Below are 25,081 nucleotides of genomic sequence, written 5' to 3'. Positions count from 1 at the left end.
ACCAGTCCACCAATGACCGTCAACCACGGATTCAACGCCACCATGACCGCGTGCCGGGCAGGGGCGACGAACTGATGATCGTCAACCACGGATTCCACGCCACCATGACCGCGCGGCCGGGCAGGGGCGACGAACTGATCGACCTTCTGCTCGGTGCGCCGTCGCACCCGGACTGCGTCGTCTTCCTGGTCTGCCGCTCGGCCGGCAACCCCGACATCGTCTCGGTGACCGAGGGCTGGACCAGCGAGCAGGCCCACCGCACCTTCTTCGCCACCGCGCCGGCGCAGGCCCTGGTCGCCAGGCTTCAGCCGCTTCTCGCCGACGAGCCGCGGTACGCCGACCAGGTACCGGTCGGCGGCAGGGCCACCTTCTGAACCGCCGACCAGGAGAGAAAGGACCCACCGTGACGTTGGCCCGACCTGACCTCGATCCCGCACTGCGCACGCTGCTCGCCGACCTGCCGCTCGTGCCCCGACTCACCGCCGAGGCACTGGCGCAGATCCGGCCGTTCGCGTCGACGCCGGTCGAACCACTGCTCGCCGGCCGTGCCGTCGCGCGGCGCGAAGTCACCATCTCCGGCCCGGACGGCGCGCGGATCCCGCTGTCGATCCTCAGCCCGACCGGGACCCGCACCACCGCGGCACCGTGCGTCTACTGGATGCACGGCGGCGGGATGGTCATGGGGGACCGCTATTCGCAGCTCGACATCCCGCTGGAGTGGCTGGAACTGTTCGGCGCCGTGGTGGTCTCGGTGGACTACCGGCTGGCGCCGGAGGTCAACGGCACGGTCCTGGTCGACGACTGCTACCACGGTCTGCTCTGGGTCGCCGAGCACGCCGGTGACCTGGGCGTCGATCCGTCCCGCATCATCGTCGCGGGTGCCAGCGCCGGCGGCGGTCTCGCCGCCGGGGTCACCCTGATGGCCCGCGACCGCGGCACCCCGGCGATCGCCGCCCAGGTGCTGATCGGCCCCATGCTCGACCATCGCAACACCACCACCTCCAGCCGGCAGTACTCGGGCGAGCCGGGTGTCTGGACCCGCGAGATGAACGAGTTCGGCTGGCGATCGGTGCTCGGCGACCGCACCGGTGCCGCGGTGCCGGCGTACGTCTCGCCGGCCCTGGCCGACGACCTGACCGGCCTGCCCACCACCTACATCGACGTCGGCTCGGCCGAGGTGTTCCGCGACGAGGACGTCGACTACGCCAGCCGGATCTGGGCCGCCGGTGGCCAGGCCGAACTCCACGTCTGGGCCGGCGGCTTCCACGGATTCGACGCGCTGTATCCGCGGGTACCGGTCTCGGCCGCGGCCCGGCGCACACGCAACGACTGGCTCGCCCGGGTGCTCGGCACCGGCTCCGAACATCAGACCAACGGACAGGTGGGTTGACCATGCGGATCGCCATCGTCACCGGGGCCAGCTCCGGCATCGGACAGAGCGCCGCCATCCAGATCGCCAGGCGTGGAACCGGGGTGATCCTCACCTACCACGGCAACCAGGCCGGTGCGTCGGACACCGTCGCGAAGATCGAAGAAGACGGCGGTACGGCGGTGGCGCTACGGCTGGACACCGGCCGGTCGGAGACGTTCCCGGCGTTCCGCGACTCCGTCGCCGCCGTACTGCGCGACACCTGGCAGCGCGAGACCTTCGACCACCTCGTCAACAACGCCGGACACAGCCGGATGGCCCGGTTCGAGGACACCACCGAGGAGATGTTCGACGGGCTCATGCGGGTCCTGCTCAAGGGCCCGTACTTCCTCACCCAGACGCTGCGGCCGCTGCTGGCCGACGGCGGGGCCATCGTCAACGTCACCAGCAACTCGGCGTCGTCGGCCGGCCTGGAGCCCGGATACTCCGCCTACGGCACGATGAAGGGCGGCCTGGTCGTGCTCACCCGCTACCTGGCCAAGGAGTTCAGCCAGCACGGCATCCGGGTCAACTCGGTCTCTCCCGGTTCCACCCGCACCCGCATCGCCGATGACGCCTTCGCGCGCCACCCCGAGGTGATCCCCGGGCTCGTCGCCAGGACCGCACTCGGCCGGCTCGGTGAACCGGACGACGTCGGCGTGGCCATCGCGGCGCTGCTCGGCGACGAAGGGCGCTGGATCACCGCACAGAACATCGAGGTTTCCGGCGGCTACAACCTCTAGCCGCCCGGCGGCCCCGACGACGTCGCCGGCGCTGCCTCCGGTGGACGCGGGTGGCCGCCGAGGGCCCGCAGGGCGTTGAGGATGACAGCCACGTCGATGCCCTCCTGAAGGAACGCGCCGGCGACCGGTGGCAGGAGCCCGAACGCGGCGGCGACCATCGCGACCACCGCCAGCCCCATCCCGACGGTGGCGCTCTGCACCGCGATCTTCCGGGACCGGCGGGCGATCTCCACGGCGTCGGCGAGCCGGTCCAGCCGGTCCACCGACAGCACCGCGTCGGCGATGTCCGCCGACGCGGTGGCCCCGGTCGCCCCCAGCGCCACCCCCACCCCGGCGGCGGCCAGCGCGGGGGCGTCGTTGACGCCGTCGCCGACCATGACGGTGACCCCGTGCTCCGACTCGGCGCGTACCCGGTCGACCTTCTCCTGCGGGGAACAGCGGGCCACCAGGTCGTCGACGCCGACCGCCCGGGCCACCCGGCCGGCGGCCTGCGGCCGGTCCCCGGTCACCATCACCAGTTTCGAGAAGCCGGCCTGCCGCAGCCGCCGTACGGTGGCCGCGGCGTCCGGGCGTACCGGGTCCCGCAGGAACACCGCCCCGGCGAGGGTGCCGTCGACGCTCACCCACACCGCAGACAGGCCGTCGGACTCGGCTCGGTCCCGTTCGCGTACGGCCCATTCCGGCAGGTCGCCGCCGTGCTGGCCGACCCGGACCAGCCGGCCGCCGACCCGACCCCCGGCCCCCTGCCCGGGCTCCTCGGTGACCTGCCCGGGCACGACCGGCCGCAGGCCGCGATCCCGGGCCGCGCGCACGATCGCGGCCGCCAGCACGTGCGTGGACAGTTGCTCGACCGAGGCCGCCAGCCGCAGCACCTCGTCGCCGTCGCCGCCGGGTGCGGCCGCCACCCGGTCCACCTGCGGGCGGCCGGCGGTCAACGTGCCGGTCTTGTCGACCAGCAGGATCCGGGCCCGGCCGAGCAGTTCCAGCGACCCGCCGTCGCGGACCAGCACACCGAGCCGGGCCGCCCGGGACAGCCCGGACACGATCGCGATCGGGGTGGCCAGCAGCAGCGGGCACGGCGTCGCCACCACCAGCACCGCGACCGCCCGTACGAACTCGCCGGACACCACCCAGGCGAGGCCGGCCAGGAGCAGGGTGAACGGTACGAACGCCGCCGCGTACCGGTCGGCCAACCGCACCATCGGCGCCTTGGCCGCGTTCGCCTCCTCGGCCAGCCGGACGATGCCGGCATAGGTGCTCTCGGCCGCGGTGCCGGCGGCCCGCAACCCGAACGCCGCGCCGGCGTTGACGACCCCGCTGGCCAGCCCGTCTCCGGCCACCCGCTCCACCAACCGCGACTCGCCGGTGACGATCGACTCGTCCAACGTCGCCGGCTCCTCGGTACGGCCGTCGACCGGTACGACCTCGCCGGGGCCGACCAGCAGCCGGTCGTCGCGGCGTACCCGGTCGACGTCGACGACCTCGATGCCGCCGTCGGGCGTGCGACGGTGCGCGGTACGTGGGGCCCGGGCCAGCAGTTCGTGGAGGTCCCGGCCGGCCCGGCCGTGGGCGTAGATCTCCAGCGTGTGCCCGGTGGCCAGCATCAGCGCCACCACCGCCCCGGCCAGGTACTCCCCGGTCAGCAGGGTGCTGACCAGGGCCAGGGTGGCGATCACGTCCACGCCGATGCGCCGCTGCCGCAGCGACCGGAGCAGCCAGCGCAGCGTGACCAGCAGGGTGACCAGGGCCGCCGCGGACCAGCAGACGTCGGCGGCGGCGCGCCGCCCGCCCAGCCACAGGCCGGCGCCGACCAGCACCACGACCGTCAACCCGGCCAGCGGCGCGAAGTCCCGCCACCGCCGCCAGCGTGCCGCCCCGCCCATCCGCGCCGGATCCCCGGTCCGGGCGCGCCCGAACGTGCCGGCCGGAGCCGCCGTGGTATTCGGAACCTCCGGCACCGGTCCGGATTGTTGGGCACGATGGAGGCGACGGGGGTGCGGATGGCCGACAACACGACGGACGAGAGCGCGGCGACGGTCGAGGCGCTCACCGGGGCTGTCGCCGCCGCCGGCCGGGCCCCCTCGATCCACAACACGCAGCCGTGGCGGTGGCGGGTCCGGCCGGACCGTCTCGAACTCCTTGTCGCCACCGACCGGCAACTGCCGGCGACCGACCCGGACCGGAAGATGCTGACCCTCAGTTGCGGCGCGGCCCTGCACCACGCCGGTCTGGTCCTTTCCGCCGGTGGCTGGGCGACCCGCGTCGAGCGGCTGCCCGACCCCGGCGACCCGGAACTGCTCGCCGTCGTCGTACCCACCGGGCGGACCGCGGCGACAACAGCGGCGACCCAGCTCGCCGCCTGCGTCGGTGACCGGCACACCGACCGGCGGCCCGTCAGTGACGAACCCGTACCCGAGGCGACCCTGCGGGCGATCACCGGTGCCGCCGTCCCGCACGGGACACGGTTGCAGATCCTCGACCGGGACCGGATGCTCGCCGTCGCCGCCGCGGCGACCAGGGCGGGCACCACCCAGTACGAGGATCCCAGGATCCGCGACGAGCTGGCGTACTGGACCGGCCGGACGGCGACCGGCCACGGCACCGGTGTGCCGGCCGGGGTCGTACCCGCCCATGCGCCGCAGACGACGGTGCCGGCGCGCGACTTCGGCCGGCCCGGCGTTCTGCCGGTCGGAACCGGCCACGACCGGGCGGCGGTGTACGGGCTGCTGTTCGGCGACGAGGACGAGCCGGACAGTTGGCTGCGGGCCGGTGAAGCGCTCTCCGCGGCCTGGCTGACCGCGACCCGGCTCGGGGTCTCGATGGTGCCGCTGAGCTGGGTCGTCGAGGTGTCCGCGACCCGTCAGGCGCTGCGTGGGATCCTGTCCGGCCTCGGCCAGCCGTACCTGGTGCTCCGGATCGGCTTCCCCGACCGGACACCGGACGAGCCGGTGCCGCGTACGCCCCGGCTTCCGGTCGAGCAGATCATGGACGTGACCGGCCCCGCGCCGCGAGGCGGCTGACGGGTCGACGGTGATCCGGTAGCCGGGTACCGGATGCGAGGGACGGGGCCGCGGTCAGCCGCGACGTGCGGCCCGGCAGGTCATCTCCCGTGTGGGTCGTTCTCGTGGTCGGGCCGGGTCGCCGCCAGCGAGCCGAGCAGGCGCAGCGCGTCGGCGGTCCGGGTGCCCTCCTGGGCGTGGTAGACGATCAGTTGCTGCCCCGGGGCGGAGCGCACGTCGAAGGTCTGCATGCGCAGCGTCAGTTCGCCGACGTCGGGATGCAGCAGGAGTTTCGCCGCGGCGGACTTGCCCCGTGCGTCCCGTCGCCGCCACAGGTCGGCGAACTCGCGGCTCTCCTTCGCGGCCGTCCGCAGCACCTCCTGGATGCGTGGGTCGTGCGGCCGGGCGCCCTCGAGGAAGTGGAATCCCGCGACCACGTTGGCGGCGGCCGTCGCCCAGTCGCCGTAGAAGGAGCGGACCGACGGGTCGAGGAACATCGCGAGCAGCAGGTTCGTGCCCGGTTGGAGGTGACCGAAGACCGCGCGTCCCAACGTGTTCGCGGCCAGTACGTCGTAGGCCCGTCCCAGGATCAGCGCCGGGGTACGGTCCCACAGTTCGGCCAACGACAGCAGCTGCGGATCCGCCCGCTCGACGCGGCTCTCGCGGCGCGGCAGTGGCGTCATGCCCGCCACCCGGTAAAGGTGCAGCCGGCCGTCGTCGTCCAGCAGCAGCGCGTCGCTCAGGGCCTCCAGGACCTGCGGCGACGGCCGCCGCTCGCGGCCCTGCTCCAGCCGCAGGTAGTAGTCGACGCTGATCCGGGCCAGCAACGCGACCTCCTCGCGGCGCAGGCCGGGGACGCGGCGCTGCCCGTCCTCGGGCAGACCGACGTCGCGGGGCGTCACCTGCGCACGTCGGCTCCGCAGGTAGTCACCCAGTCTCGGAATGGCCATGACGACCAGGCTAGGTCCATCCGCCGGCCGGAGCCTGGTCCCAGCGCTCCCAGGGCGGACCCGGCGTAAGGGCTCGCGTTCACCAGTTGTCCGTCTGGCGCGTGACCGGGCGTGGACCCGTTGTCGTCGGTCGCCCGTAGGACCGTCTGGTGAAGCCGACCCGAGTACTTCGCCTGCTTGTCCATGCCGTCCTGGCCGCCGGTACCGCGGTGTATCCGACGGTCCGGACCGTGCCGGACCAAACCGTGTTCCTGGGGACGGTCCGGCTGGATCCGGCCAGCGGCTCCGTCGACACCGATCCCATCTTCGCCGCCGGCGTGACGTCGGCGGCATGCCCGGCCGGATACGGGTCCGACGCGCTGCTGCGCATCGGTCGCCCGGGCGGGCCGTACACGAACCTCGCCCGCCCGCTGACGGCCGGCGGCTACGACCGGGGAGCGGTGACCGCCACGCCGAACCGGTCGTTCACGACGGCGCTCGGCGGCACGGCACCGCAGGCCGGCGAGTGGTGGGTCGTGGCCGAGTGCTTCAGCCGGACCCAGGGGCAGCATGCCGGCCGGTTCGTCACGTCGGTCACCGTGGCCGGCAGCGGCTGGCGCCTGAGTCCGGGTGGCGGCACGGCTTCGGCGGCGAGCGCGGCAAGCGCGGCGCCCACCCCGGCCGCTGACCCCGCACCCTCCACCTCGGACACCGGGCCGGCGCCCGGCCCCACCGCGGACGTGACCCCGAGCGCCGTCGCGCTGGACCGTACGGCCCGTACCGGAGCCGCCTCCTTCGGGCTGAGCCTGTGGTGGCTGGCCGGCGTCGGGGGCGTGCTCGCGCTGGTCGGTGCCGGGTGGCTGTCGACCCGGCCGGCGCGGGGGACCGGCCGGCCGGGCAGCGGGAACCGTCGTCCCTCCCGATCCGGCCGTCATCCGTAAGTGGGCGCCGGTCATACGGATGGTTGATGTCCCCGTACTTTCTGTTCACCTCGTGCATGTCTGGCGTGAGTCGCCGGCTGCTGGTCAAGTCATCGAGCCTGCGCACGCTGACCGGGATCGGGGGCGAGTTGGGGAGCCGAGCCATGCGTGCCTCGGTGCGCGTCAGGAAAGGCATCAGGGTGCAGCGATCGCGTTTTGTGTTCTTTGCCGTGCCGCCGCAGCGGGAGACCGACGGGGTCGGTGCGGCGCCCGGCATCTTCTGGATGCTCGTGTCACCGAACAACCGGCCGCTCGGGCGGGCGAGCGGCTGCCATCCGACGTACGGCGAATGCTGGGACGCGGTGGTGTGCCTGCAACAGGGACACGAGCGGCTCCGGGTGGTCGAGTCCACCGCCGAGCGGACCGGGCAGTGGTGCTGGTGGGCCGAACTGGACCGGGCCGTCGTCGCGGTGTCCAGCCGGTCGTACCTGCGGGGCCGGGAGTGCACGTACAACGTCGAACGGTTCCTCGAGGCGGTGCCGAAGGCCGCGATCGTCAGCGGCACCCGCAACACGGCGCGCGACGGGCGCCGGGCCCGCGACGACGACCCCGCGCCGCGGTGGTCCGGGCGGACGCCGCCGACCGGCATCCGTCGGCTGTCCCACCCCGGCTCGGCGACCGGGACACCACGGTGACAACCACGACGATCGGCGGGCCCGGCGGGCCGGACACGGCCACGCCGCCGCCCGCCGGCCCGGTCCCGCCGGCCGACGATCCTGGCGGCGACGGCCCCGGTCCGCGCCGCATCGTGCAGCGGCGCGGACCGTCCGACCTGGTGTTCCGGGGGGTGGCCCGGGCGGGTGGCGCGGCGGTCCTGGCCATCATGGCGCTGGTCGGGCTCTTCCTGGCCCTCCAGGCCTGGCCGGCGGTCGAGATGGCCGGCTGGCGGTTCCTCACCGTGCAGGACTGGGATCCGGCCGGCAACAACTTCGGCGTCGCCGGGGTGCTGGCCGGTACGGTGCTGATCGCCCTGGTGGCGATCGCGATCTCGGTGCCGCTGGCGACCGGGACCGCGCTGTACATCTCCGAGTACGCGCCCCGACGCGTCCGGCCGCTGCTGGTCAACCTGGTCGACCTGATGGCCGCCGTACCGAGCGTGGTGTACGGCATCTGGGGTTTCTTCCTGCTCCAGCCGCAGCTGCTGGTCGCCGGTGACCAGGGGGAGGGGCTGCCCCGCTGGCTGGCCACCTATCTCGGCTGGATTCCGGTGTTCAAGGTGGACGGTTACGATCCGCGGGATCCGGTCGCCAGTCCGACGGCGCTGACCTCGTCGACGTTCATCGCCGGGGTCGTCGTGGCGATGATGGTGGCACCGATCATCACCTCGGTCATGCGGGAGGTGTTCTCCCAGGCGCCGGTCGGCGAACGGGAGGGCGCGTACGCCCTCGGCGCGACCCGCTGGGGCATGATCCGATCGGTCGTGCTGCCATTCGGCCGCGGCGGAATGATCGGCGGCACCATGCTCGGACTCGGCCGGGCGTTGGGCGAGACGATCGCCGTCTTCCTCATCGTGTCGATGGTCTTCGTCGTGCAACCGCACATCCTCCAGAACGGCGCCGGCTCCATCTCCGCGCTGATCGCGTTGCGGTACGGCGACTCCACCGCGCTCGGCATCGCCGCGCTGATGGCGGCCGGACTGGTGCTCTTCCTGATGACCCTGGTCGTCAACTTCGTGGCGTCGATGGTCATCGCGCGCAGCCGGTCCGGCGCCGCGAGCGAGGTCTGAGATGTCGACAGTGGACCAAATGGCCCCCGTGAAGCCGGCCACCGCGCCGGCCACCGCGCTGTCGACCACGCTGCCCGCCGCGGAGCCCGGACCGGACCTGCCGGAGGAGCGCCGGGCGACCGGGCAGCTGCGTCGCACCGACGGCTTCGCGATGATCGGCGCGCTGGTCGCAGCCGTCAGCCTGACCGCGCTGCTGTTCACCCGGCTGGCGCCGTTCGACGGCCTCCTCGGCTTCGTGGTCGTCTCCTACCTGGCCTTCCTCGGCTTCTACACGCTGCTCGTGTCGTTCGACGAGAACGGGCCGACCGTACGGGACCGGCTGGCCGCGGCCGTGGTGCACAGTCTGGCGTCGCTGATGCTGCTGGCTCTGGTCGCGGTCGTCGCGTTCACCCTGTGGCGGGGTCGGGACGCGTTGGGCTATCTCAACTTCTTTGTCGAGGACATGGGCCGGGCCGGGCCGTTGCAGCCGCTGAGCGTCGGCGGGATCCGGCACGCGATGGTCGGCACCCTCCAGCAGATCGCCATCGCGCTCGCGGTCACCGTGCCGCTCGGCCTGGTCTGCGCGGTCTTCCTCAGCGAACTGCCCGGCCCGTTCAGCCGGCTGGTCCGCACGATCGCCGAGGCGATGACGGCGCTGCCGTCCGTCGTCGCAGGGTTGTTCATCTACGCCACGGTCGTCCTCGCCCTCGGGCTGGACAAGTCCGGGTTCGCCGCGTCGCTGGCGCTCGGCGTGATGATGCTGCCGATCATGATCCGGGCCGCCGACGTGGTGATCAGACTGGTGCCCGGCACGCTGCGGGAGGCGTCGCTCGCGCTGGGCGCCTCGCAGTGGCGGACCATCTGGCACGTCGTCGTGCCCACCGCCCGCTCCGGCCTGACCACCGCGGTCATCCTCGGCACCGCACGCGGCATCGGCGAGACGTCACCGGTCCTGCTCACCGCCGGCTTCGCCGCGTACACCAACGCCAACCCCACCAGCGGCCCCCAGACATCGCTGCCGCTGTTCGTCTTCGACGCCGTACGTCGTCCGGACGAGGCGATGATCTCGCGCGGCTTCGGCGCGGCCGCGGTGCTGATGGGGCTGGTCCTGATCCTGTTCGTGATCGCCCGAATGGTCGGTGGGCGGGCGCCCGGCCAACTCGGCCGACGTGCGGCCCGCGCCCGGGTCCGGGCGTCCCGCCGCGACGCGGTCCGGTTCGCCGCCCGCGCCCGGGCCCGTCAGGTGCCCGGAGTCGAAGCAAGTGACAGCGAGGTAAGTGATGCGTAGCAGCCGTTCCCTCCTGGCCGCCCTCGCGGCGGTCCTGGTCGTGCTGGCGGCGGCGCCGGTGCCCGCCCGGGCCGCGCCGAAGCTGGTGCAGATCAGCGGCGCCGGATCGTCGTGGAGCGCCAACGCGCTCGACAACTGGCGGCGCAACGTCCAGCAGCGCGGCATCTACGTCAACTACGCGTCGACCGGCTCCACCGACGGCCGCAACCAGTTCCGCAACGGCACCTCGGACTTCGGCGTCTCGGAGATCCCGTACGGCCTGCGGGACGTGTTCGCCGGCTCGGACCTGCGGCCGGACCGCGGGTTCGGCTACATGCCGATCGTGGCCGGCGGTACGGCGTTCATGTACAACCTGACGATCGGCGGCCGGCGGGTCACCAACCTGCGGCTGTCCGGCGAGGTGCTCGCCAAGATCTTCACCGGGGCCGTCAAGCGGTGGAACGACCCGCAGATCGCCGCGCACAACCCCGGCCTGACCCTGCCGGCCCGCAACATCGTCCCGGTCGTCCGGCAGGACGGCTCGGGCACCACCGCCCAACTGACCCTGTGGATGAGCAAGCAGCATCCGCAGATCTGGGACACGTACTGCGCACGGTTCGGCAAGTCCGCGCCGTGCGGCATCACCTCGACCTACCCGTTCCGGTCCGCGGACGGGTTCGTCGGGGCGAGCGGCTCGACCGGCGTATCCGGCTACGTGGCACAGGCCAACGCCGAGGGCGCCATCACGTACGTCGAGTACTCGTACGCGCTCAACGCCCGGTTCCCGGTCGTGAAGATGCTCAACGCGGCGAACTACTACGTCGAACCGACCGCCGCGAACGTCGCCGTCGCCCTGACCCGGGCGACGATCAACGACAACCCGTCGTCGCCGGACTACCTGACCCAGATCCTCGACGGCGTCTACACCTACGACGACCCACGGGTCTATCCGCTGTCGTCGTACTCGTACATGATCATTCCGCAGCGGATCGAACTGAACGTCACCGAGGACAAGGGCTTCACCCTCGCCTCGTTCGCGAACTACTTCCTGTGCGAGGGCCAGCAGCAGGCCGACGTGCTGGGCTACTCGCCGCTGCCGATCAACCTGGTCCGGGCCGCGATGGAACAGGTCCGCAAGATCCCGGGTGCCCCGCAGCAGAACATCGGCATCGAGAACTGCAACAACCCGACGTTCTCCCGCGACGGCACCAACACCCTGGCCCGCAACGCGCCCCGGCCGTCCGACTGCGACCGGCAGGGGCGGACGCAGAGTCCGACCGGCACCGCCGGTGCCCGGCAGGAGACCCCGGTCAACGCCGCCGCCCGGTGCACGGCGGGTGGTGGCGGCACGCCGCCGTCCGGGGGACCGAGCCCGTCCGGCGGTCCGTCGGCCACTCCGTCGCAGGGGGCGGGCGGCGATCCGGCGGCGGCCCCCGGCGGTCTCGTCGACCCGGAGACCGGCGAGGTGATCGACCCCGGCGCCGGCGGTGGCGGTGAGCAGATCGCGGCCGTACCGGTCTCGCTCGATGGCGAAGGCGGCTGGCGGCTGCGGCACACGGTGATGCTGATCGCCGTCGTGTTGCTGGTCGGCGTGCTGTTCGGCCCGCCGCTGCTGGCCCACACCCTCGCCGGCCGTCGCGACCGTGGGGACCGGCGGTGACCGGGCGCCGGGCGCGGACCGTCCGCCGGTCCCGCCTCGCCACGCTCGTCCTCGGCCTGCTGGCGCTGGCCCCGCTGCTGGCCGTACCACCGGCCGCCGGTCCGGCCCAGGGCCAGGACGGCGCCGAGTCGGCCGTCACCGTCAATGGCCGGGCCGACGGGCACGAGGACTTCTCCGGCCTGCGGGTCACCGTCTCGCAGACCCGGGACCTGACCAACCAGGCGGTCCTGGTCACCTGGACCGGCGCCGAACCGACCCCGCGCAACCGGCCGGTCGGCGTCGACTACCTCCAGCTGATGCAGTGCTGGGGCGACCCGCAGGCACCCGGCGACCCGCTCGGCCTGGCGTTCCGGGAAACCTGCCAGTTCGGGCTCGGCCTGCCCCAACCGGCGATGGCCCAGGGCTCCGACGCGCCCGCCGGCAAGAACGCGAGCCGGCGCCGCCTCGACGAGATCGCCGGCTATCCGCACCCCGACCCCACCGAGACGCTGCCCGCCGCCGCGCAGATGGTGCCGTTCCGCTCCGTCGACGGCGGCCGGACCCCGGACGGCAGCCCGCAGCAGCCGTTCGGCACCAAGCCCAACCCCAACGTCCCCGGCGGCACGATGGACCAGACCGACGACGACGTGCTGCGGGCGTACTTCGACGAGGCGTCGACCAACGAATACCCGTACGCGCTCTCCGCCGCCGACGGCACCGGCCGGGTCGCCTTCGAGGTGCAGAACGCCGCCCGCGCCCCGCACCTCGGCTGCGGAGCGCCGGCCGGCGCCGGACCGCGCCGCTGCCACCTGGTCGTCGTCCCACGCGGCAGCCACGACCCGTACGGCGGGCAGGACGTCGCCACCGCCGGGGCGGTACACGGCTCGCCGTTCAGCCCGGCGGTGTGGCGGCACCGGATCGTGGTCCCGCTGGACTTTCGGGCGGTCGGCTCAGCCTGTTCGCTGACCCAGGCCGAACGGCGCACCGCCGGCACCGAACTCGTCGCCGAGGCGATCACCTCCTGGCAGCCGGCCCTGTGCGCCGGCTCCGGCCCGGTCATCGGCTACTCCGCGATCGGCGACTTCGAGGCCCAGAACCAGGTGCTGTCGCCGTCCAGCGGCGCACCCGGCCTGGTGTTCAGCGCCGCTCCCGTGGCCGGCACCGATCCACCGCTGGTGCACGCCCCGGTCGCCGCCAGCGGCGTCGTCGTCGCCTTCAACGTCGACGGCAACCTCGACCCGTACGCCACCGCCGCCGAGCAGGAACGGCTGCGCGGCGCGGTGCTGTCCGAACTGCGGCTGACCCCGCGGCTGGTCGCCAAACTGCTGACCCAGTCGTACCGCCGCGACGTGCCCGGCATCGGCGGACCGACCGACAACCCCAACAGCATCAAGTACGACAAGGAGTTCCTGGACCTCAACCCGGTCTTCCGGTTCTGGGACCAGACCCCGTCGGCGACCCTCAACGGGCTGATGACCCCGGTCGGCAACTCGATGGCCACCCGGGAACTGTGGCGGTGGGTGCTCGCCGACCCGACCGCCCGCGACTGGCTCGCCGGCAGCCCCGACAGCCAGGGCCCCGGCAAGCCGGGCATGGTGGTCAACCCGGCATACCAGCAACTGTTCGCCGCCGGTGCGGTCGACTACTTCCCCAAGGCCGACCAGAGCTGCGCCAAGGAGTCCTTCCAGGACGTCGAGTACACCAACTGCACCCTGGACTACCGGCCGTACGCCGGATCGCTGGGCGAGGCCGCCCTGCAGACGCTGCGCGCCGACAGCAAGGGGACCGCCGTACCGCTCCAGACCATCAACCTGCCGGCCGGCGAACAGCCGAGGTGGACCAGGATCCCCCGCCAGGAGCCCGGCTTCCGGCTGGCCATGTCGGTGACCGACTCCGCCTCCGCCGCCCGGTACGGCCTGCACACCGCGCAGCTGTGTGCCGCGGCGCCCGACGCCACCGGCACGTACGTCGCCACCGACTGCCGCAGCGCCACCACCGCGCAGATGACGGCGGCACTGGGTGCCATGACGCCGACCGACGTTCCCGGCGTCCTCGCGGTCGACCCGGCGAAGGTCCGGGCCGCCGCGGGCGCCTACCCGCTCACCATGGTCACGTACGCGATCGGCAACACCGCGGCCCCGGCCGACGACCGCCGTGACTACGCGACCCTGCTGCGCCACGCCGCCGGCCCCGGCCAGATCCCGGGCGTCGCCCCGGGCACCCTGCCCGAGGGATACGTGCCGCTGCCGCAGGCGATGCGTGAGCAGACCCGGACGGCCGCGGACACCCTCGAGCGGGCGACCGCACCCACCACCCCGCCGGCCGCCGACGACCCACCGGCCGCACCACCGGGGCCGGTGGCCGGCGGGGCACCCACCGGCGTACCGGTGACCCCCGCACCGCCCTCGCCCGGCCCGGTCGCGTCGTCGCCGGTACCGACCGCCCTGCCGGTCGCCGGAACGACCACCGGCAGCGCCGTCGGCATCCTGCGGTTCGTCCTGATCGGCGCGCTCGTCGTCGGCCTGTTCGGCGGTGTCGCCGGGCCGGTCCTGCGGCGACTTGCGGTCCGCGTCCCCCGGGACCGTCCATGAACGACGGACCCGGTCCGCCGCACCAGTGCGCCAACAGCCGTTCATCCGGCCTACGTGTTGGCGGAAGACAGCGGTGCGAAACGTTTCCTCACACGCGGTTTCAGCCGTCGGCACGGCGGCAGACGATTCTTTCCGACTCTTCTGTCACCAGAAAGGGAGCAAGCATGAAGGTCCACACCTTCGGCAAGGTGGCGGCGGCAGGCTTCGGCGCGGCACTCGCCGTCGTCATGGTCGCCACCCCGGCCGCCGCCGACCCGTCGCCGGCCACCGACTACCGCGTCCTGGCCGGCGTAGGCTCGGACACCACCCAGGACGTGATGAACGGTCTGGGCAATGTCATCGCCTCCGGCGGCGGCAAGGTCATCGCCTCCTGGGACGCCCGGGCACCGAAACCGTCAAGGTCAAGGCGGCCGGCTGCACCCTCAACCGCCCCAACGGCTCCGGCAACGGCCGGCGCGCCCTGCGGGCCGCGGTCGGCGAGAACCTGGGCGGCACCAACGGCGGCCCCGGCTTCTACGAGGGCGCCGACGTCCGCAACTGCATCGACTACGCCCGTTCGTCGTCGTACGGCGGCGGCAGCACGCCGTCGAGCACCGGCAACTACACCTACATCCCGTTCGGCGTCGACGCCGTCTCGCTGGCCGTCAACCAGAACGGCGACCTGCCGTTCAACATGTCGTTCGCCCAGATCCAGCGGGTCTACAAGTGCTTCGACACCAGCATCGCCGGCAACCCGGTGCAGCCCCGGACCATCCAGGCCGGCTCCGGCACCTGGGAGTTCTGGATGAGCAAGATGCAGATCAACGAGACCGAGATCGGGCTGGGTGACTACCCCTGCCTCACCGGGCTGCCCCGCACCCAGGAGCACGACGGCTCGGCGCTCACCGGCAACCTGACCCACGTGGTGCCGTTCTCCTCCGGCCAGTTCGTCGCCCAGAGCAACGTCACCGCCATCTCGAACCTGACCAGCGTCCCGGTCACCGACCGGCGCGGCGCCGCCCGCCTCGTCGGCATCAGCATGCCCGGCCAGGCGGTGCAGCAGCCGCTGGTCGGCGGCACCACCAACCCCAACTTCGGGCTCCGCCGCGACGTCTACAACGTCGTACCCACCGCGAAGCTCACCGACCCGACCATCGCCGCGACCTTCGTCGGCCCCAACTCGGCGGTGTGCACCGCGTCCGTCAACGACGGCGGCACCAACCGCAACGTCGTGCAGCTGTTCGGCTTCGGGCTGCGGACGACCACCCTCGACGACCTCAACGCCGCCTGCGGCTACACCAACCTGCGGTTCAACAGCTGATCCCCGCCGGTCCGGGCGGCCCACGGGCCGCCCGGACCGGCGCATCCGTCAAGCAAAGGAAGCAAACCGATGAGCAGGCGAATCCTGGCCGCGCTGGTGACCGCCGCGCTGAGCCTCTGCGCCGTCGTCACCGGGGTGGTGCTCGTCGCCGCCGGTCCCGCGCAGGCGGCTTCGCTCGGCGAGGTGCGGTTGTCGCAGACCAGTGGCAACGTCGACGACACCCCGATGTTCGGCACGGCCAGCAGTGCGGCGTGTCCCCCCGGGTACGGGGAGAACGCCGGTCTGCGGATCGGCCGGCCCGGTGGGCCGTACTCGAACCTGGGTCGCCCGTTGGGTGGTGGCGGGTTCGACACCGCCCCGGTCTCGATCGAGGCGAACCGGTCCTTCACCACCGCGTTGGGGGTACGGCTCCGGCCGCCGGTGAGTGGTGGGTCATCATGGAGTGCTTCAGCCTGACCGAGGGCCGGCACCCCGACGAGTTCCAGACCCGGGTCCAGGTCTGCGACGCCCAGTGGCGCGTCGGCCCGGACTGCTCCTCGACGGCCACCGCCACTCAGACGGCCCTCACCGTCGAACCCGCCGGCCGGGTCGAGGCCGACGCACCCGTCACTCTGACCGCGGCCGTCACCCCGGCCGTCCCCGGCACCGTGGTCTTCCGGCGTGCCACCGAATCCACCGCCGGCACCGCCGGGGAACTCGGCACCGTCGAGGTGACCGAGGGCGGCGGCACCGTCGTCCTGGAGACCAGCGACCTGCCGCTGGTCGGCGCCACCCAGATCGACTACACCCTGACCGCGACCTTCACCCCCGCCGACCCTGACGCGTACGCGGTCTCCAGCGACAGGCAGCCGCTGATCGTCTACCGGGGGGCCGAACCGGTCACCGCAACCCTCACCGTCGACCCGGCCAGTCCCGCACCCAGCGGCGGCCAGCCCGTGCTCACCGTCACCGTCGACCCCGCCGCGGCGGCCGGCACGGTGACGTTCGAGCGGCGCACCTCGGGCGATCCGGCGTTCGCACCGGTCGAGGACGTGCCCACCGCCGATGGTCGGGCCACCCTCACCATGACCGGACTCGCCGACGGCGCCTACGACCTGCAGGCGACGTTCCGGCCGACCGACCCGAACCGCTACACGCAGGCGGTGTCCAACAGCGTCAACGGCTACCGCGTCGGAGCCGGAACCCAGCCGGCCACCGACACGACCACCACCCTGACCGTCACCCCCGACGGCAGCCAGCCCGCCGGCACCCCGCTGACCCTGACCGCCACGGTCGCCCCGAACAGCGCCACCGGGACGGTCCGCTTCCTCGCCGGAGACACCGAACTCGGCACCACCGCCGTCACCCAGGGCACCGCGGCCTTCACCGCCACCCTCGCGGTCGGCACCCATTCGCTCAGGGCGGTGTTCACGCCGGCCGACGCGACCGCGTACCGGCCGTCGGAGTCGGCGGTCCGGACCGTGGAGATCACCGCCCCCGGCCCGGGCGGCGGGGACGACGACCCGGATCCCGACGGCGGCGACCCGGACGGCGGCGGCACGCTACCGAAGACCGGCATCTCGCTGATCACCTTCGGCATGGCCGGCCTGTCCCTGGTCGGCGCCGGCTCCGGCGCGATGCTGCTGACCCGGCGGCGCCGCCCGGAACCCGTTCCGGTCGCCTGGCCGGACGGCCCGACCGTCCCCACGGCACCGGGCCCGGCCGAACCCGACGGGCCACACCGGTGACCGCCGCACCGCCCACCACAGCACCGCCCGGTGCCGCCCCGTCCAGGACGGGGCGGCTCGGTTTCTACCTCCCGGGCACCGCCATGACCATCCTGGCCATGGTCATGCTCGGCTTCGTCGTCCATCTCACCCTGGTCTCCCACCTCCAGTACGCCCGCACCCAACAGACGCTCTACGCCGACTTCCGCGCCGAACTCGCCCGCGGCACCGCCCCGGTCGGCCAGACCCGGCTGGAGTTCGTCGACGGCGTCGCCGGCGACGAACGGATCGTCGAAGCCGGCTCCCCGGTCGCGGTACTGCGCGTGCCGGCCATCGGACTGCGGGCCGTCGTCCTTTCGGGCAGCGATGCCGAGGTGCTGCGCGACGGCCCCGGCCACCGCCGCGACACCGTGCTGCCCGGCCAGCCGGGCACCAGCGTCGTCATGGGCCGCCAGGCGGCGTACGGTGGCCCCTTCCGCGACCTGGACCTGCTCATCCCCGGCGACCTGATCACCGTCGTCACCGGACAGGGCGAGCACAGCTACCGGGTCACCACGACCCGCCGTCCCGGCGACCCGACCCCGCCGGCACTGGCCGCCGGCGGCGGCCGACTCACCTTGATCACCGCCGACGGCGACCGCTACCTGCCGCGCGACGTGCTCCGGGTCGACGCCGACCTGGTGACCCCGGCCCAGCCGGTACCGGCCCGCAGGTTCGGCGCCGGCGCACTGCCGCCCGCCGAGCAGGCGATGGCCACCGACCCGGACGCCTGGACCCCGCTGATGCTGTGGAGCCAGGCGCTGCTCCTGGCCACTCTCGCCATCGCGTATCTGCGTACCCGCTGGGGCGGCTGGCCGGCGTGGACCGTCGGCGTACCACTGGTCGCCGCCCTCGGCGGCGCCGCCGCCGACCAGGTCGCCCGGCTCCTGCCCAACCTGCTGTGAAACCACCAGACCGAAAGGCGACGCGGTGACCCAGACCGTCGATCCGACCCTCGTCGACCACCCGCCGCACCCGGCACTGGCCACTTTGGACGCACGTGGCATCTCCGCCTGGTTCGGTGACCACAAGGTCCTCGACCGGGTGTCGCTGACCATGCCCGCCGGACAGGTCACCGCACTCATCGGCCCGTCCGGCTGCGGCAAGTCCACCTTCCTGCGCATCCTCAACCGGATGCACGAACTGGTCCCCGGCGCGGCCCTGGCCGGCGAGGTGCTGCTCGACGGACACGACCTGTACTCCGCGGACCGTCGCCTCACCGACGCCCGCCGGCAGGTCGGCATGGTCTTCCAGAAACCAAACCCGTTCCCCACCATGTCCATCTACGACAACGTGGTCGCCGGGCTCCGCCTGACCGGCACCCGGGTCCCCCGCGCCACCCGCGACGACCTCGTCGAGGAAAGCCTCACCAAGGCCGGCCTGTGGCGCGAGGTACGGGACCGGCTCCGCTCGCCCGGCGGCGCACTGTCCGGCGGGCAGCAGCAACGGCTGTGCATCGCCCGCTCCCTCGCGGTGCGCCCCCGCGTGCTGCTGATGGACGAGCCGTGCTCCGCACTGGACCCGACCTCGACCCGCCGGATCGAGGAGACGATCGCCGAACTCGCCGCCGAGGTCACCATCGTCATCGTCACCCACAACATGCAACAGGCGGCCCGGGTGTCCCACCGGTGCGCGTTCTTCCTCGCGTCACACGGCACGCCCGGTGTCATCGTCGAACACGGACCCACCCCGGCGATGTTCGACCGGCCCCAGGACCAGCGCACCGCCGACTACGTACACGGGCGATTCGGCTGATCCGGTGGTGTGTCGGGGCGGCACCCAGAGTTCGCCTTCCGCACGTCCGGCGGAGAGGTTGGCCTGCATGCCGGGTCACTGCCCGTGTAGAGCCTCATTGCCGGTCGGACCAGCAGGGTCCGGCCGGCACCATCACCCTCACGAGAGGAAGTGATTCATGAGCAAGCGTGTCTTCGCTCGGGCGGTCGCGCTGTTGGGGGCGGCCGCGCTCGCCGGCGGCGTACTCGTCGGTGTCGCCGGTCCCGCGCAGGCGGCTTCGCTCGGCGAAGTTCAGTTGTCGCAGACCAGTGGCAACGTCAACGACACCCCGATGTTCGCCACGGCGGGCAGTGCGGCGTGCCCGACCGGGTACGGCGAGAACGCCGGGCTGCGGGTCGGACGGCCGGGTGGGCCGTACTCGAACCTGGGTCGTCCGCTGGGTGGTGGCGGGTTCGACGCGGGCCCGGTGTCGATCGAGGCGAACCGGTCGTTCACCACCGCGTTGGGTGGTACGGCTCCGGCCGCCGGTGAGTGGTGGGTCATCGTCGAGTGCTTCAGCCTGACCGAGGGCCGGCACCCCGACGAGTACCGCACCGCGATCGTCGTCACCGGCGACACCTGGCGCATCCCGGTCGCCGAGGCCACCACGACCGCCCTGGCCGTACTGCCGGCCAGCCCGGTCGAGCAGGGCGCCGAGGTGACCCTCACCGCCACCGTCGCCCCGAACACCGCCACCGGCACGGTCGAGTTCCGCCGAGGCGCCTCGGTGATCGGTTCGGCTCCGGTCTCGGCCGGCACCGCGACCCTCACCACGACCGCCCTGCCGGTCGGCACGCACTCGCTGACCGCGGCGTTCGTGCCGTCGGACGCGACCGTCTTCGGCGCGTCCACCTCCTCGGCCACGTCCTTCACCGTCCAGCCGGGCGACGACGTGATCACCAAGCAGCAGGAGATCATCGCCGACGTGGCCGCGGGCGCCTTCACCCTCGACCTCGCCGGTGACACCGCCATCCTCGCCGGCGGTTCCGTCGGCGGCACCGCCACCGGCGCGCTCCAGGGCGCGACCGTCACCGACCTGCGCGGCAGCAACGCCGGGTGGGACCTGACCGGCCAGCTCGCCGACTTCGTCGGCCCGACCGCGACGATCGCCAGCGGCAACCTGTCCTGGACGCCGTCGGCCAGCAAGACCACCGGCTCCGGCTCGGTCACCGCGGGCACCTCGGCCGACCTCGGTGACACCCGCACCCTCTGCTCCTCGGCGGCGGGTGCCAGCGCCGGCGTCTTCGCCTGCGGCGCCGAACTCGACCTCGCCATCCCCGACAACGTGGCGCCGGGGGAGTACAAGGCGACCCTCACCCTGACCCTGGCCTGACACCAGGCCTTCCAGTGACAGGGGATGCCGGGCCCACCAGGCCCGGCATCCCCGCCGCCATTGCCGAACCCGACCGCACGGAGCCGCTGACATGCCCCACTCCCGCACCACCCGCCTGGCCGTCCGGCTGCTCCTCGTGTCGGCCGTCGTCCTCGGTACGGCCCCGCCGGCCGCCGCCGCGCCCGGGCCGCCGACGGCGCTGCCCGCGTACGCCCCGACCGACGAGTTCCGGTGGAGCGTGCAGCCGTCGAGCCCGAAGGGCCCGAACGGACGCAACGAGTTCGCGTACGAACTCAACCCCCAGGAGAAGATCACCGACTGGGTTGGGGTCAGCAACCTCACCCGGGAACCGCTGACGGTCAACCTGTACGCGACCGATGCCTTCACCGCGTCCGACGGCGGATTCGCCCTGCTCACCGCGGACCAGCCACCGACCGGGGTCGGCGGCTGGGTCACCCTGCCGAAGAAGTCGTACACGGTCCCGGCCGGCAAACGGGCCGACATTCCGTTCGAACTCGCCGTACCGCCCAACGCGACGCCGGGCGACCACATCGGTGGCCTGATCGCCTCGGTCAACACCGAGGAACGGCAGGGCGACGGCCAGACCCTCAACGTCGAGCGACGGGTCGCGGCCCGGATCTACCTGCGGGTCACCGGCCCGCTCACGCCGGCCGCACTCATCACCGCGGTCGACGTCGACTACGCCAACCCGCCGCTGTCGTTCGGCGGGGACATGACGGTGACGTACCGGATCGCCAACGACGGCAACGTCCGCTTCTCCGGCAAGGCCCGGGTCCAGGTCACCGGACCGTTCGGCGTACGGGTCGCCAACAGCGAACTGATCGACATCCCCGAACTGCTGCCCGACTCCGAACTCCGGCTGACCCAGCGGCTTCCCGGTGTGTTCCCGGCCGGTCCGCTGACCACGACGGTCACGGTCAACCCGCAGGACGCGTCCGGTCCGCTGCCCTCGATGAGCCGGGACGTCACGGTGTGGGCGTTGCCGTGGCCGCTGGTCGCGACGCTGCTGGTCGCCGTCTCCGGGTTGCTCGTCTGGTGGCTGCGTCGCCGCCGGTGGCACCGCCTCGTCGCGGCGAGCGACTTCGACGGCCCGCCGGCGACCGTCCGGCCGGTGGTGTCATGACCGTGCGCCGGCTCGTCGGCCTGCTCCTCACCGCCGGCCTCACCGGCATCGTCGTCGCGGCGCCCGCCCTGCCGGCGGCGGCGACACCGGCCCGACCCGTACCGCCGCCCGGGACCGTGGCGGTGGCCAACGCCCCCGTACCCGAACCGTCGGCGGGCCCGCCGACGCGCCGCGTGGACATCCACGTCTCGATCGCGCCGTCCCCGGCGTCGACCACCCCGCCACCGACCCCGACCGGGACCCCCGACCCGACCGGCACGCCTGGACCGACGGGTACGCCCTCGGAGCCGACGAAGCCCGGCGGGGGAGGGGACCTGCCCCGCACCGGACTGGCGATCGGCGGGTTCCTGGCGCTCGGCGCGGCATGCGTCGGCGCCGGCGTCGGGCTGCGGGCCCTGACCCGGCGACGACGATGACCGGGTGGCCGGAGGGCATCGGCGGGCGGCCGACGCGGGCCGCCGGCCGGGGTCAGCCCACGGCCTTCCGGACGAGCGCGGCGATGGCCTCCTCGGCCCGGTCGCTCAGTCCGGTCACGGCGTACGAGGTCGGCCAGAGCCCGCTGCCGTCGTCGAGGTTGGCCTCAGGGGTGAACCCGAAGGTCGAGTAGCGTTCCTTGTCGCCGTGACCGCTGCGGAAGAAGCACACGACCTTCCCCTTCCGCGCGTACGCGGGCTGCCCGTACCACAGCTTCGGCGACAGTCCCGGCGCGTTGCCGGTGACGATCGCGTGGATGCGTTCGGCCACCACCCGGTCGGGTTCGGCCATCCGCCCGATCGCCGACAGCACGTCGGCCTCGTCGGCGGCTGCCTTGTTGCCCCGGCCGCGGCTCGCCTCCTTCTTCAACTCGGCGGCGCGTTCCTTCATGGCCGCGCGCTCCTGCTCGGAGAAGCCGTTGGTGTCCGTGGTGCTCTTCCCGTTCGAGGTGGTGCCCATCGCTGGTCCTTCCGGCGGGTGTGGATTGTGGTGATTGCGACGTTAGTCGTGTCGGGTGCCGTGGACTTCTCGAATCCTGATCACTTCACCACGTCGACCCGCGGTCGGACCGGTCAGGAATCAAGAAGTACCGCCCCGGCAGATGGATCTAGCGTGGCGGGCATGGACATCACCATCCACCACGCGTTCCTCCCGCACACCGACGCCGGGGCCGCCCTGGCCTTCTACCGCGACACCCTGGGATTCGAGGTCCGCAAGGACGTCGGCCACGAAAACCTGCGCTGGATCACCGTCGGCCCGCCCGGGCAACCCGGAACCTCCATCGTGCTGCACCCGCCGGCCGTCGACCCCGGAATCACCGAGGACGAGCGCGGCGCCGTCCTGGCGCTCATCGCCAAGGGCGCCTACACGGCCGTCACCCTGGCCACCGACGACCTCGACGGCCTCTTCGAACGCCTCGCGGCCGCCGGCGCGGACGTCGTCCAGGAACCCATCGACCAGACGTACGGTGTCCGCGACTGCGCGTTCCGCGACCCGGCCGGCAACCTCGTCCGCATCAACCAACTCGCCTGACCCGAGGCGCGGCCGGTACGGTCCACTGTGGCTGTGACCAGGACACCGCCCTGGACGGCGCCGGGCATGATGGGAGCGCCGCGTTCGCCTACGGAAGGCAGAAGATGGATCACCAGGCCGCGCTGGCGTCGCTGTTCCTGCCGGAGGGACGCCTCGACCCGTACCCGGCCTACGACGTGATCCGGGCGCACGCACCGGTCTTCGAGGCGTTCGACGGCCGCTGGTTCGTCACCACCCACGCGCTCACCAGCCGCCTGCTGCGCGACCCGGGCCTGCGCGTGGCGGACGCCGCCGACTACGACGCCTTCTGGCCGGACTGGCGCCAGAACCGCGGGGTCGCCTCGGTCGTGCTGTCCATGTTGCAGACCAACCCGCCGGACCACACCCGGGTACGCCGCGCGGCCGCGGTCACCTTCACCGCCCGCCGCGTCGCCGCGATGCGCGACGTCGTCGCCGGCCAGGCCGAAGACCTGATCGAGGCGATGCCGAGCGGTACGGACTTCATGGGCGCGTTCGCGTATCCGCTGCCGATCGGCGTGATCTGCGCGCTGCTCGGCGTACCGGAGGCCGACCGGCAGTGGTTCCGGCAGCGGGCCGCGGACCTGACCGTGGTGCTGGAGCCGATCAGTACGGACGAGGAGATGCGGCTCGCCGACGTGGCCGGCCGCGACCTCGAGGCGTACTTCACCGATCTGATCAAGGAGCGTCGCCGCGCTCCGCGGGAGGACCTGACGAGTGCGCTCGTCGCCGCGCACGATGACGCTCCCGGCGCCGGGCTGACCGGCGAGGAACTCCTCGCCAACCTGGTGCTGCTGCTGGTCGCCGGCTTCGAGACCACCACCAACCTGCTCGGCACCGGCATCCAGATCCTGCTCTCGCATCCCGGGCAGGCGGACCGGCTGCGCGCCGATCCGGACCTCGCGTCGGCGTTCGTCGAGGAGATCCTGCGGTACGACTCCCCGGTGCAGCTGACCTCGCGGTTCACCACCGGTCCGCTGGATCTCGGCGACGGTGTGCGGCTCGGCGACGGCGCGGAGCTGACCCTGTTGCTCGGCGCCGCCAACCGCGACCCGGCACGCTATCCCGACCCGCACCGGTTCGATCCGGACCGCCCGAACATCCAGCCGGTGTCGTTCGGCGGTGGCGCCCACTACTGCCTCGGCGCGCCACTGGCCCGGCTGGAGGCCCAGGTCGCGTTCCCGATGCTGCTGACCAGGCTGCCCCGGCTGAGCCTGGCCGGCACCGCCGAGCGTCGCGACCGCCTTGTGCTGCGCGGCTACGCCACGCTACCGGTCACCACCGACTGACCCGGCCGGCATCGCGGTGCACGGCTCGACGATGGGCCGGTTCACTGCTGCCGCTCCGAACTGTTCCGAACTGTTCCGAACGACGCCTGGCCTGGTGAGCTGAGTGGACGGACTGCTGGAATCAGACGATGTTCGGCATCCTGCTACTGAAGGCGAGGTGCGCAATGCGTATCCGTTCTACTCTCGGCACACGCGCGGCCTGCGCAATCGCTGCTGTGGTGACCCTGGTGCTCGGCGCGTCAGGCGTGGCGCAGGCAGCTTCCTATGAGACCGACTACGCGATCACGGGCAGCAGTGCCCAGTGCACGTACGACACTCAGTATCCCGGAGGGCTGGGCAGCGTCTGCTTCCAGAAATATGGGGATGTCTGGATGGTCACCAGGTCGGTCCTGGAAACGGGTAACACCTCGGTGCAGTGGGCCAATCAGCTTCTCAATGCCTCCGGTAGCTGGGCGACGTACCGGGAGGGGCAGTGCATCAACGCTCTGGGCCACTCCACGTTCGGAGTCTGCAACAAGGACTACTACGAGAACAGCAGCAGAAACGCTCTCGGCGGGTATGGCAGCCGACTCAGGTTCCGGGCGTGCAGCACCACTTGTAGCGCATGGACTCCCTGGTTCACCAACAATCAGTGAGGGTAGGGCCACGCCCATTCCGGGCTGCGGCACTCAGGAACTGGGCCTTTGCCGGGAATGGCCTTGACGACGAGCGC

Annotated in this window: 24 protein-coding genes; 21 read left to right on the top strand and 3 right to left on the bottom strand. The window is 72.7% G+C overall.

The window, feature by feature from the left end:
- Positions 1-50 precede the first annotated feature (50 nt).
- Genes Prubr_RS35950 through Prubr_RS35940 form a run of 3 tightly spaced genes read left to right on the top strand, consistent with a single transcriptional unit; the run spans position 51 to position 2,151 of the window.
- Positions 51-374: a putative quinol monooxygenase gene (locus tag Prubr_RS35950; protein ID WP_246568138.1), complete on the top strand. Its 324-nt coding sequence runs from the start codon at positions 51-53 to the stop codon at positions 372-374.
- A gap of 29 nt (positions 375-403) precedes the next feature.
- On the top strand, positions 404-1,390 hold the full coding sequence (locus Prubr_RS35945) for an alpha/beta hydrolase (protein WP_246568136.1): 987 nt from the start codon (positions 404-406) through the stop codon (positions 1,388-1,390).
- Between the two features lie 2 nt (positions 1,391-1,392).
- Entirely contained in the window at positions 1,393-2,151 is a 759-nt protein-coding gene (locus tag Prubr_RS35940) for an SDR family NAD(P)-dependent oxidoreductase (protein ID WP_212820147.1), read from the top strand.
- Here Prubr_RS35940 and Prubr_RS35935 read toward each other — a convergent pair.
- Positions 2,148-4,034, bottom strand: coding sequence for a heavy metal translocating P-type ATPase (locus tag Prubr_RS35935; RefSeq protein ID WP_212828922.1), 1,887 nt, complete (start codon positions 4,032-4,034; stop codon positions 2,148-2,150). The genes Prubr_RS35940 and Prubr_RS35935 overlap by 4 nt on opposite strands.
- A 117-nt stretch (positions 4,035-4,151) precedes the next feature.
- On the opposite strand from Prubr_RS35935, the gene Prubr_RS35930 reads away from it, so the two are divergent.
- Positions 4,152-5,171 (top strand): Acg family FMN-binding oxidoreductase, encoded by a 1,020-nt coding sequence (locus Prubr_RS35930; RefSeq protein WP_212820144.1) that lies wholly within the window; start codon positions 4,152-4,154, stop codon positions 5,169-5,171.
- Positions 5,172-5,251: 80 nt separating this feature from the next.
- On the opposite strand, the gene Prubr_RS35925 is transcribed toward Prubr_RS35930, so the two are convergent.
- Positions 5,252-6,100, bottom strand: coding sequence for a helix-turn-helix transcriptional regulator (locus tag Prubr_RS35925; RefSeq protein WP_212820141.1), 849 nt, complete (start codon positions 6,098-6,100; stop codon positions 5,252-5,254).
- Between the two features lie 230 nt (positions 6,101-6,330).
- Here Prubr_RS35925 and Prubr_RS35920 point away from each other — a divergent pair, with 230 nt between their 5' ends.
- From Prubr_RS35920 to Prubr_RS35860, 14 genes are all read left to right on the top strand, one after another.
- Entirely contained in the window at positions 6,331-7,020 is a 690-nt protein-coding gene (locus Prubr_RS35920) for a hypothetical protein (RefSeq protein WP_212820139.1), read from the top strand.
- 56 nt (positions 7,021-7,076) lie between these two features.
- Positions 7,077-7,694 carry a hypothetical protein gene (locus Prubr_RS37550; protein WP_246568134.1) on the top strand — a complete coding sequence of 206 codons (618 nt, stop codon included), beginning with the start codon at positions 7,077-7,079 and terminating at the stop codon, positions 7,692-7,694.
- Positions 7,691-8,785, top strand: a complete 1,095-nt coding sequence (gene pstC / locus Prubr_RS35915; protein ID WP_246568132.1) for a phosphate ABC transporter permease subunit PstC — start codon at positions 7,691-7,693, stop codon at positions 8,783-8,785. The genes Prubr_RS37550 and pstC overlap by 4 nt, the downstream gene beginning before the upstream one ends.
- Before the next feature lie 19 nt (positions 8,786-8,804).
- A complete protein-coding gene (pstA, locus tag Prubr_RS35910) occupies positions 8,805-10,052 on the top strand; it encodes a phosphate ABC transporter permease PstA (protein WP_212820137.1) in 1,248 nt (415 codons plus the stop codon).
- Positions 10,045-11,691 carry a phosphate ABC transporter substrate-binding protein PstS gene (locus Prubr_RS35905; protein WP_212820136.1) on the top strand — a complete coding sequence of 549 codons (1,647 nt, stop codon included), beginning with the start codon at positions 10,045-10,047 and terminating at the stop codon, positions 11,689-11,691. The genes pstA and Prubr_RS35905 overlap by 8 nt, the downstream gene beginning before the upstream one ends.
- A complete protein-coding gene (locus Prubr_RS35900; RefSeq protein WP_212820135.1) occupies positions 11,688-14,261 on the top strand; it encodes a hypothetical protein in 2,574 nt (857 codons plus the stop codon). The genes Prubr_RS35905 and Prubr_RS35900 overlap by 4 nt, the downstream gene beginning before the upstream one ends.
- A 73-nt stretch (positions 14,262-14,334) precedes the next feature.
- Positions 14,335-15,561, top strand: a complete 1,227-nt coding sequence (locus tag Prubr_RS35895; protein ID WP_212820134.1) for a hypothetical protein — start codon at positions 14,335-14,337, stop codon at positions 15,559-15,561.
- Positions 15,562-15,630: 69 nt separating this feature from the next.
- Positions 15,631-16,017 (top strand): hypothetical protein, encoded by a 387-nt coding sequence (locus Prubr_RS35890; RefSeq protein ID WP_212820133.1) that lies wholly within the window; start codon positions 15,631-15,633, stop codon positions 16,015-16,017.
- On the top strand, positions 15,999-17,288 hold the full coding sequence (locus Prubr_RS37910) for an Ig-like domain-containing protein (protein WP_212820132.1): 1,290 nt from the start codon (positions 15,999-16,001) through the stop codon (positions 17,286-17,288). Before Prubr_RS35890 ends, Prubr_RS37910 begins: the two co-directional genes overlap by 19 nt.
- The gene (locus Prubr_RS35880) at positions 17,285-18,211 is read left to right on the top strand and encodes a sortase (protein WP_212820130.1); all 927 of its coding nucleotides are present in this window, start codon (positions 17,285-17,287) and stop codon (positions 18,209-18,211) included. The genes Prubr_RS37910 and Prubr_RS35880 overlap by 4 nt, the downstream gene beginning before the upstream one ends.
- 25 nt (positions 18,212-18,236) lie before the next feature.
- Positions 18,237-19,061: a phosphate ABC transporter ATP-binding protein gene (locus Prubr_RS35875; protein ID WP_246568130.1), complete on the top strand. Its 825-nt coding sequence runs from the start codon at positions 18,237-18,239 to the stop codon at positions 19,059-19,061.
- 157 nt (positions 19,062-19,218) lie between these two features.
- Positions 19,219-20,412 (top strand): Ig-like domain repeat protein, encoded by a 1,194-nt coding sequence (locus Prubr_RS35870; RefSeq protein WP_212820128.1) that lies wholly within the window; start codon positions 19,219-19,221, stop codon positions 20,410-20,412.
- A gap of 91 nt (positions 20,413-20,503) precedes the next feature.
- Complete coding sequence (locus tag Prubr_RS35865; protein ID WP_212820126.1) at positions 20,504-21,556, top strand: WxL protein peptidoglycan domain-containing protein; 1,053 nt, start codon at positions 20,504-20,506, stop codon at positions 21,554-21,556.
- Positions 21,553-21,972: a hypothetical protein gene (locus tag Prubr_RS35860; protein ID WP_212820124.1), complete on the top strand. Its 420-nt coding sequence runs from the start codon at positions 21,553-21,555 to the stop codon at positions 21,970-21,972. Before Prubr_RS35865 ends, Prubr_RS35860 begins: the two co-directional genes overlap by 4 nt.
- A gap of 52 nt (positions 21,973-22,024) precedes the next feature.
- On the opposite strand, the gene Prubr_RS35855 is transcribed toward Prubr_RS35860, so the two are convergent.
- On the bottom strand, positions 22,025-22,489 hold the full coding sequence (locus Prubr_RS35855) for a DUF1801 domain-containing protein (protein WP_212820121.1): 465 nt from the start codon (positions 22,487-22,489) through the stop codon (positions 22,025-22,027).
- 162 nt (positions 22,490-22,651) lie between these two features.
- Here Prubr_RS35855 and Prubr_RS35850 point away from each other — a divergent pair, with 162 nt between their 5' ends.
- From Prubr_RS35850 to Prubr_RS35840, 3 genes are all read left to right on the top strand, one after another.
- Positions 22,652-23,062: a VOC family protein gene (locus tag Prubr_RS35850; RefSeq protein ID WP_212820120.1), complete on the top strand. Its 411-nt coding sequence runs from the start codon at positions 22,652-22,654 to the stop codon at positions 23,060-23,062.
- A 104-nt stretch (positions 23,063-23,166) separates the two neighbouring features.
- Positions 23,167-24,369, top strand: coding sequence for a cytochrome P450 (locus tag Prubr_RS35845; protein ID WP_212820117.1), 1,203 nt, complete (start codon positions 23,167-23,169; stop codon positions 24,367-24,369).
- Positions 24,370-24,497: 128 nt separating this feature from the next.
- On the top strand, positions 24,498-25,004 hold the full coding sequence (locus Prubr_RS35840) for a hypothetical protein (RefSeq protein ID WP_212820116.1): 507 nt from the start codon (positions 24,498-24,500) through the stop codon (positions 25,002-25,004).
- Positions 25,005-25,081 lie beyond the last annotated feature (77 nt).

The sequence above is a fragment of the Polymorphospora rubra genome (genome assembly GCF_018324255.1).
Taxonomy (GTDB): Bacteria; Actinomycetota; Actinomycetes; order Mycobacteriales; family Micromonosporaceae; genus Polymorphospora; species Polymorphospora rubra.
This window is presented reverse-complemented; position numbering and strand designations above follow the sequence as displayed.

What these genes read in the sequence shown, in the direction of transcription:
- Prubr_RS35845 (WP_212820117.1), top strand. Translation starts at nt 23,167, where the DNA reads ATGGATCACCAGGCCGCGCTGGCGTCGCTGTTCCTGCCGGAGGGACGC.
- Prubr_RS35850 (WP_212820120.1), top strand. Translation starts at nt 22,652, where the DNA reads ATGGACATCACCATCCACCACGCGTTCCTCCCGCACACCGACGCCGGG.
- Prubr_RS35890 (WP_212820133.1), top strand. Translation starts at nt 15,631, where the DNA reads ATGAGCAGGCGAATCCTGGCCGCGCTGGTGACCGCCGCGCTGAGCCTC.
- Prubr_RS35925 (WP_212820141.1), bottom strand. Translation starts at nt 6,100, where the DNA reads ATGGCCATTCCGAGACTGGGTGACTACCTGCGGAGCCGACGTGCGCAG.
- Prubr_RS35860 (WP_212820124.1), top strand. Translation starts at nt 21,553, where the DNA reads ATGACCGTGCGCCGGCTCGTCGGCCTGCTCCTCACCGCCGGCCTCACC.
- Prubr_RS35855 (WP_212820121.1), bottom strand. Translation starts at nt 22,489, where the DNA reads ATGGGCACCACCTCGAACGGGAAGAGCACCACGGACACCAACGGCTTC.
- Prubr_RS35940 (WP_212820147.1), top strand. Translation starts at nt 1,393, where the DNA reads ATGCGGATCGCCATCGTCACCGGGGCCAGCTCCGGCATCGGACAGAGC.
- Prubr_RS35840 (WP_212820116.1), top strand. Translation starts at nt 24,498, where the DNA reads ATGTTCGGCATCCTGCTACTGAAGGCGAGGTGCGCAATGCGTATCCGT.
- Prubr_RS35935 (WP_212828922.1), bottom strand. Translation starts at nt 4,034, where the DNA reads ATGGGCGGGGCGGCACGCTGGCGGCGGTGGCGGGACTTCGCGCCGCTG.
- pstA (WP_212820137.1), top strand. Translation starts at nt 8,805, where the DNA reads ATGGCCCCCGTGAAGCCGGCCACCGCGCCGGCCACCGCGCTGTCGACC.
- Prubr_RS35930 (WP_212820144.1), top strand. Translation starts at nt 4,152, where the DNA reads ATGGCCGACAACACGACGGACGAGAGCGCGGCGACGGTCGAGGCGCTC.
- Prubr_RS35870 (WP_212820128.1), top strand. Translation starts at nt 19,219, where the DNA reads ATGAGCAAGCGTGTCTTCGCTCGGGCGGTCGCGCTGTTGGGGGCGGCC.
- Prubr_RS37910 (WP_212820132.1), top strand. Translation starts at nt 15,999, where the DNA reads ATGGAGTGCTTCAGCCTGACCGAGGGCCGGCACCCCGACGAGTTCCAG.
- Prubr_RS35865 (WP_212820126.1), top strand. Translation starts at nt 20,504, where the DNA reads ATGCCCCACTCCCGCACCACCCGCCTGGCCGTCCGGCTGCTCCTCGTG.
- Prubr_RS37550 (WP_246568134.1), top strand. Translation starts at nt 7,077, where the DNA reads ATGTCTGGCGTGAGTCGCCGGCTGCTGGTCAAGTCATCGAGCCTGCGC.
- Prubr_RS35905 (WP_212820136.1), top strand. Translation starts at nt 10,045, where the DNA reads ATGCGTAGCAGCCGTTCCCTCCTGGCCGCCCTCGCGGCGGTCCTGGTC.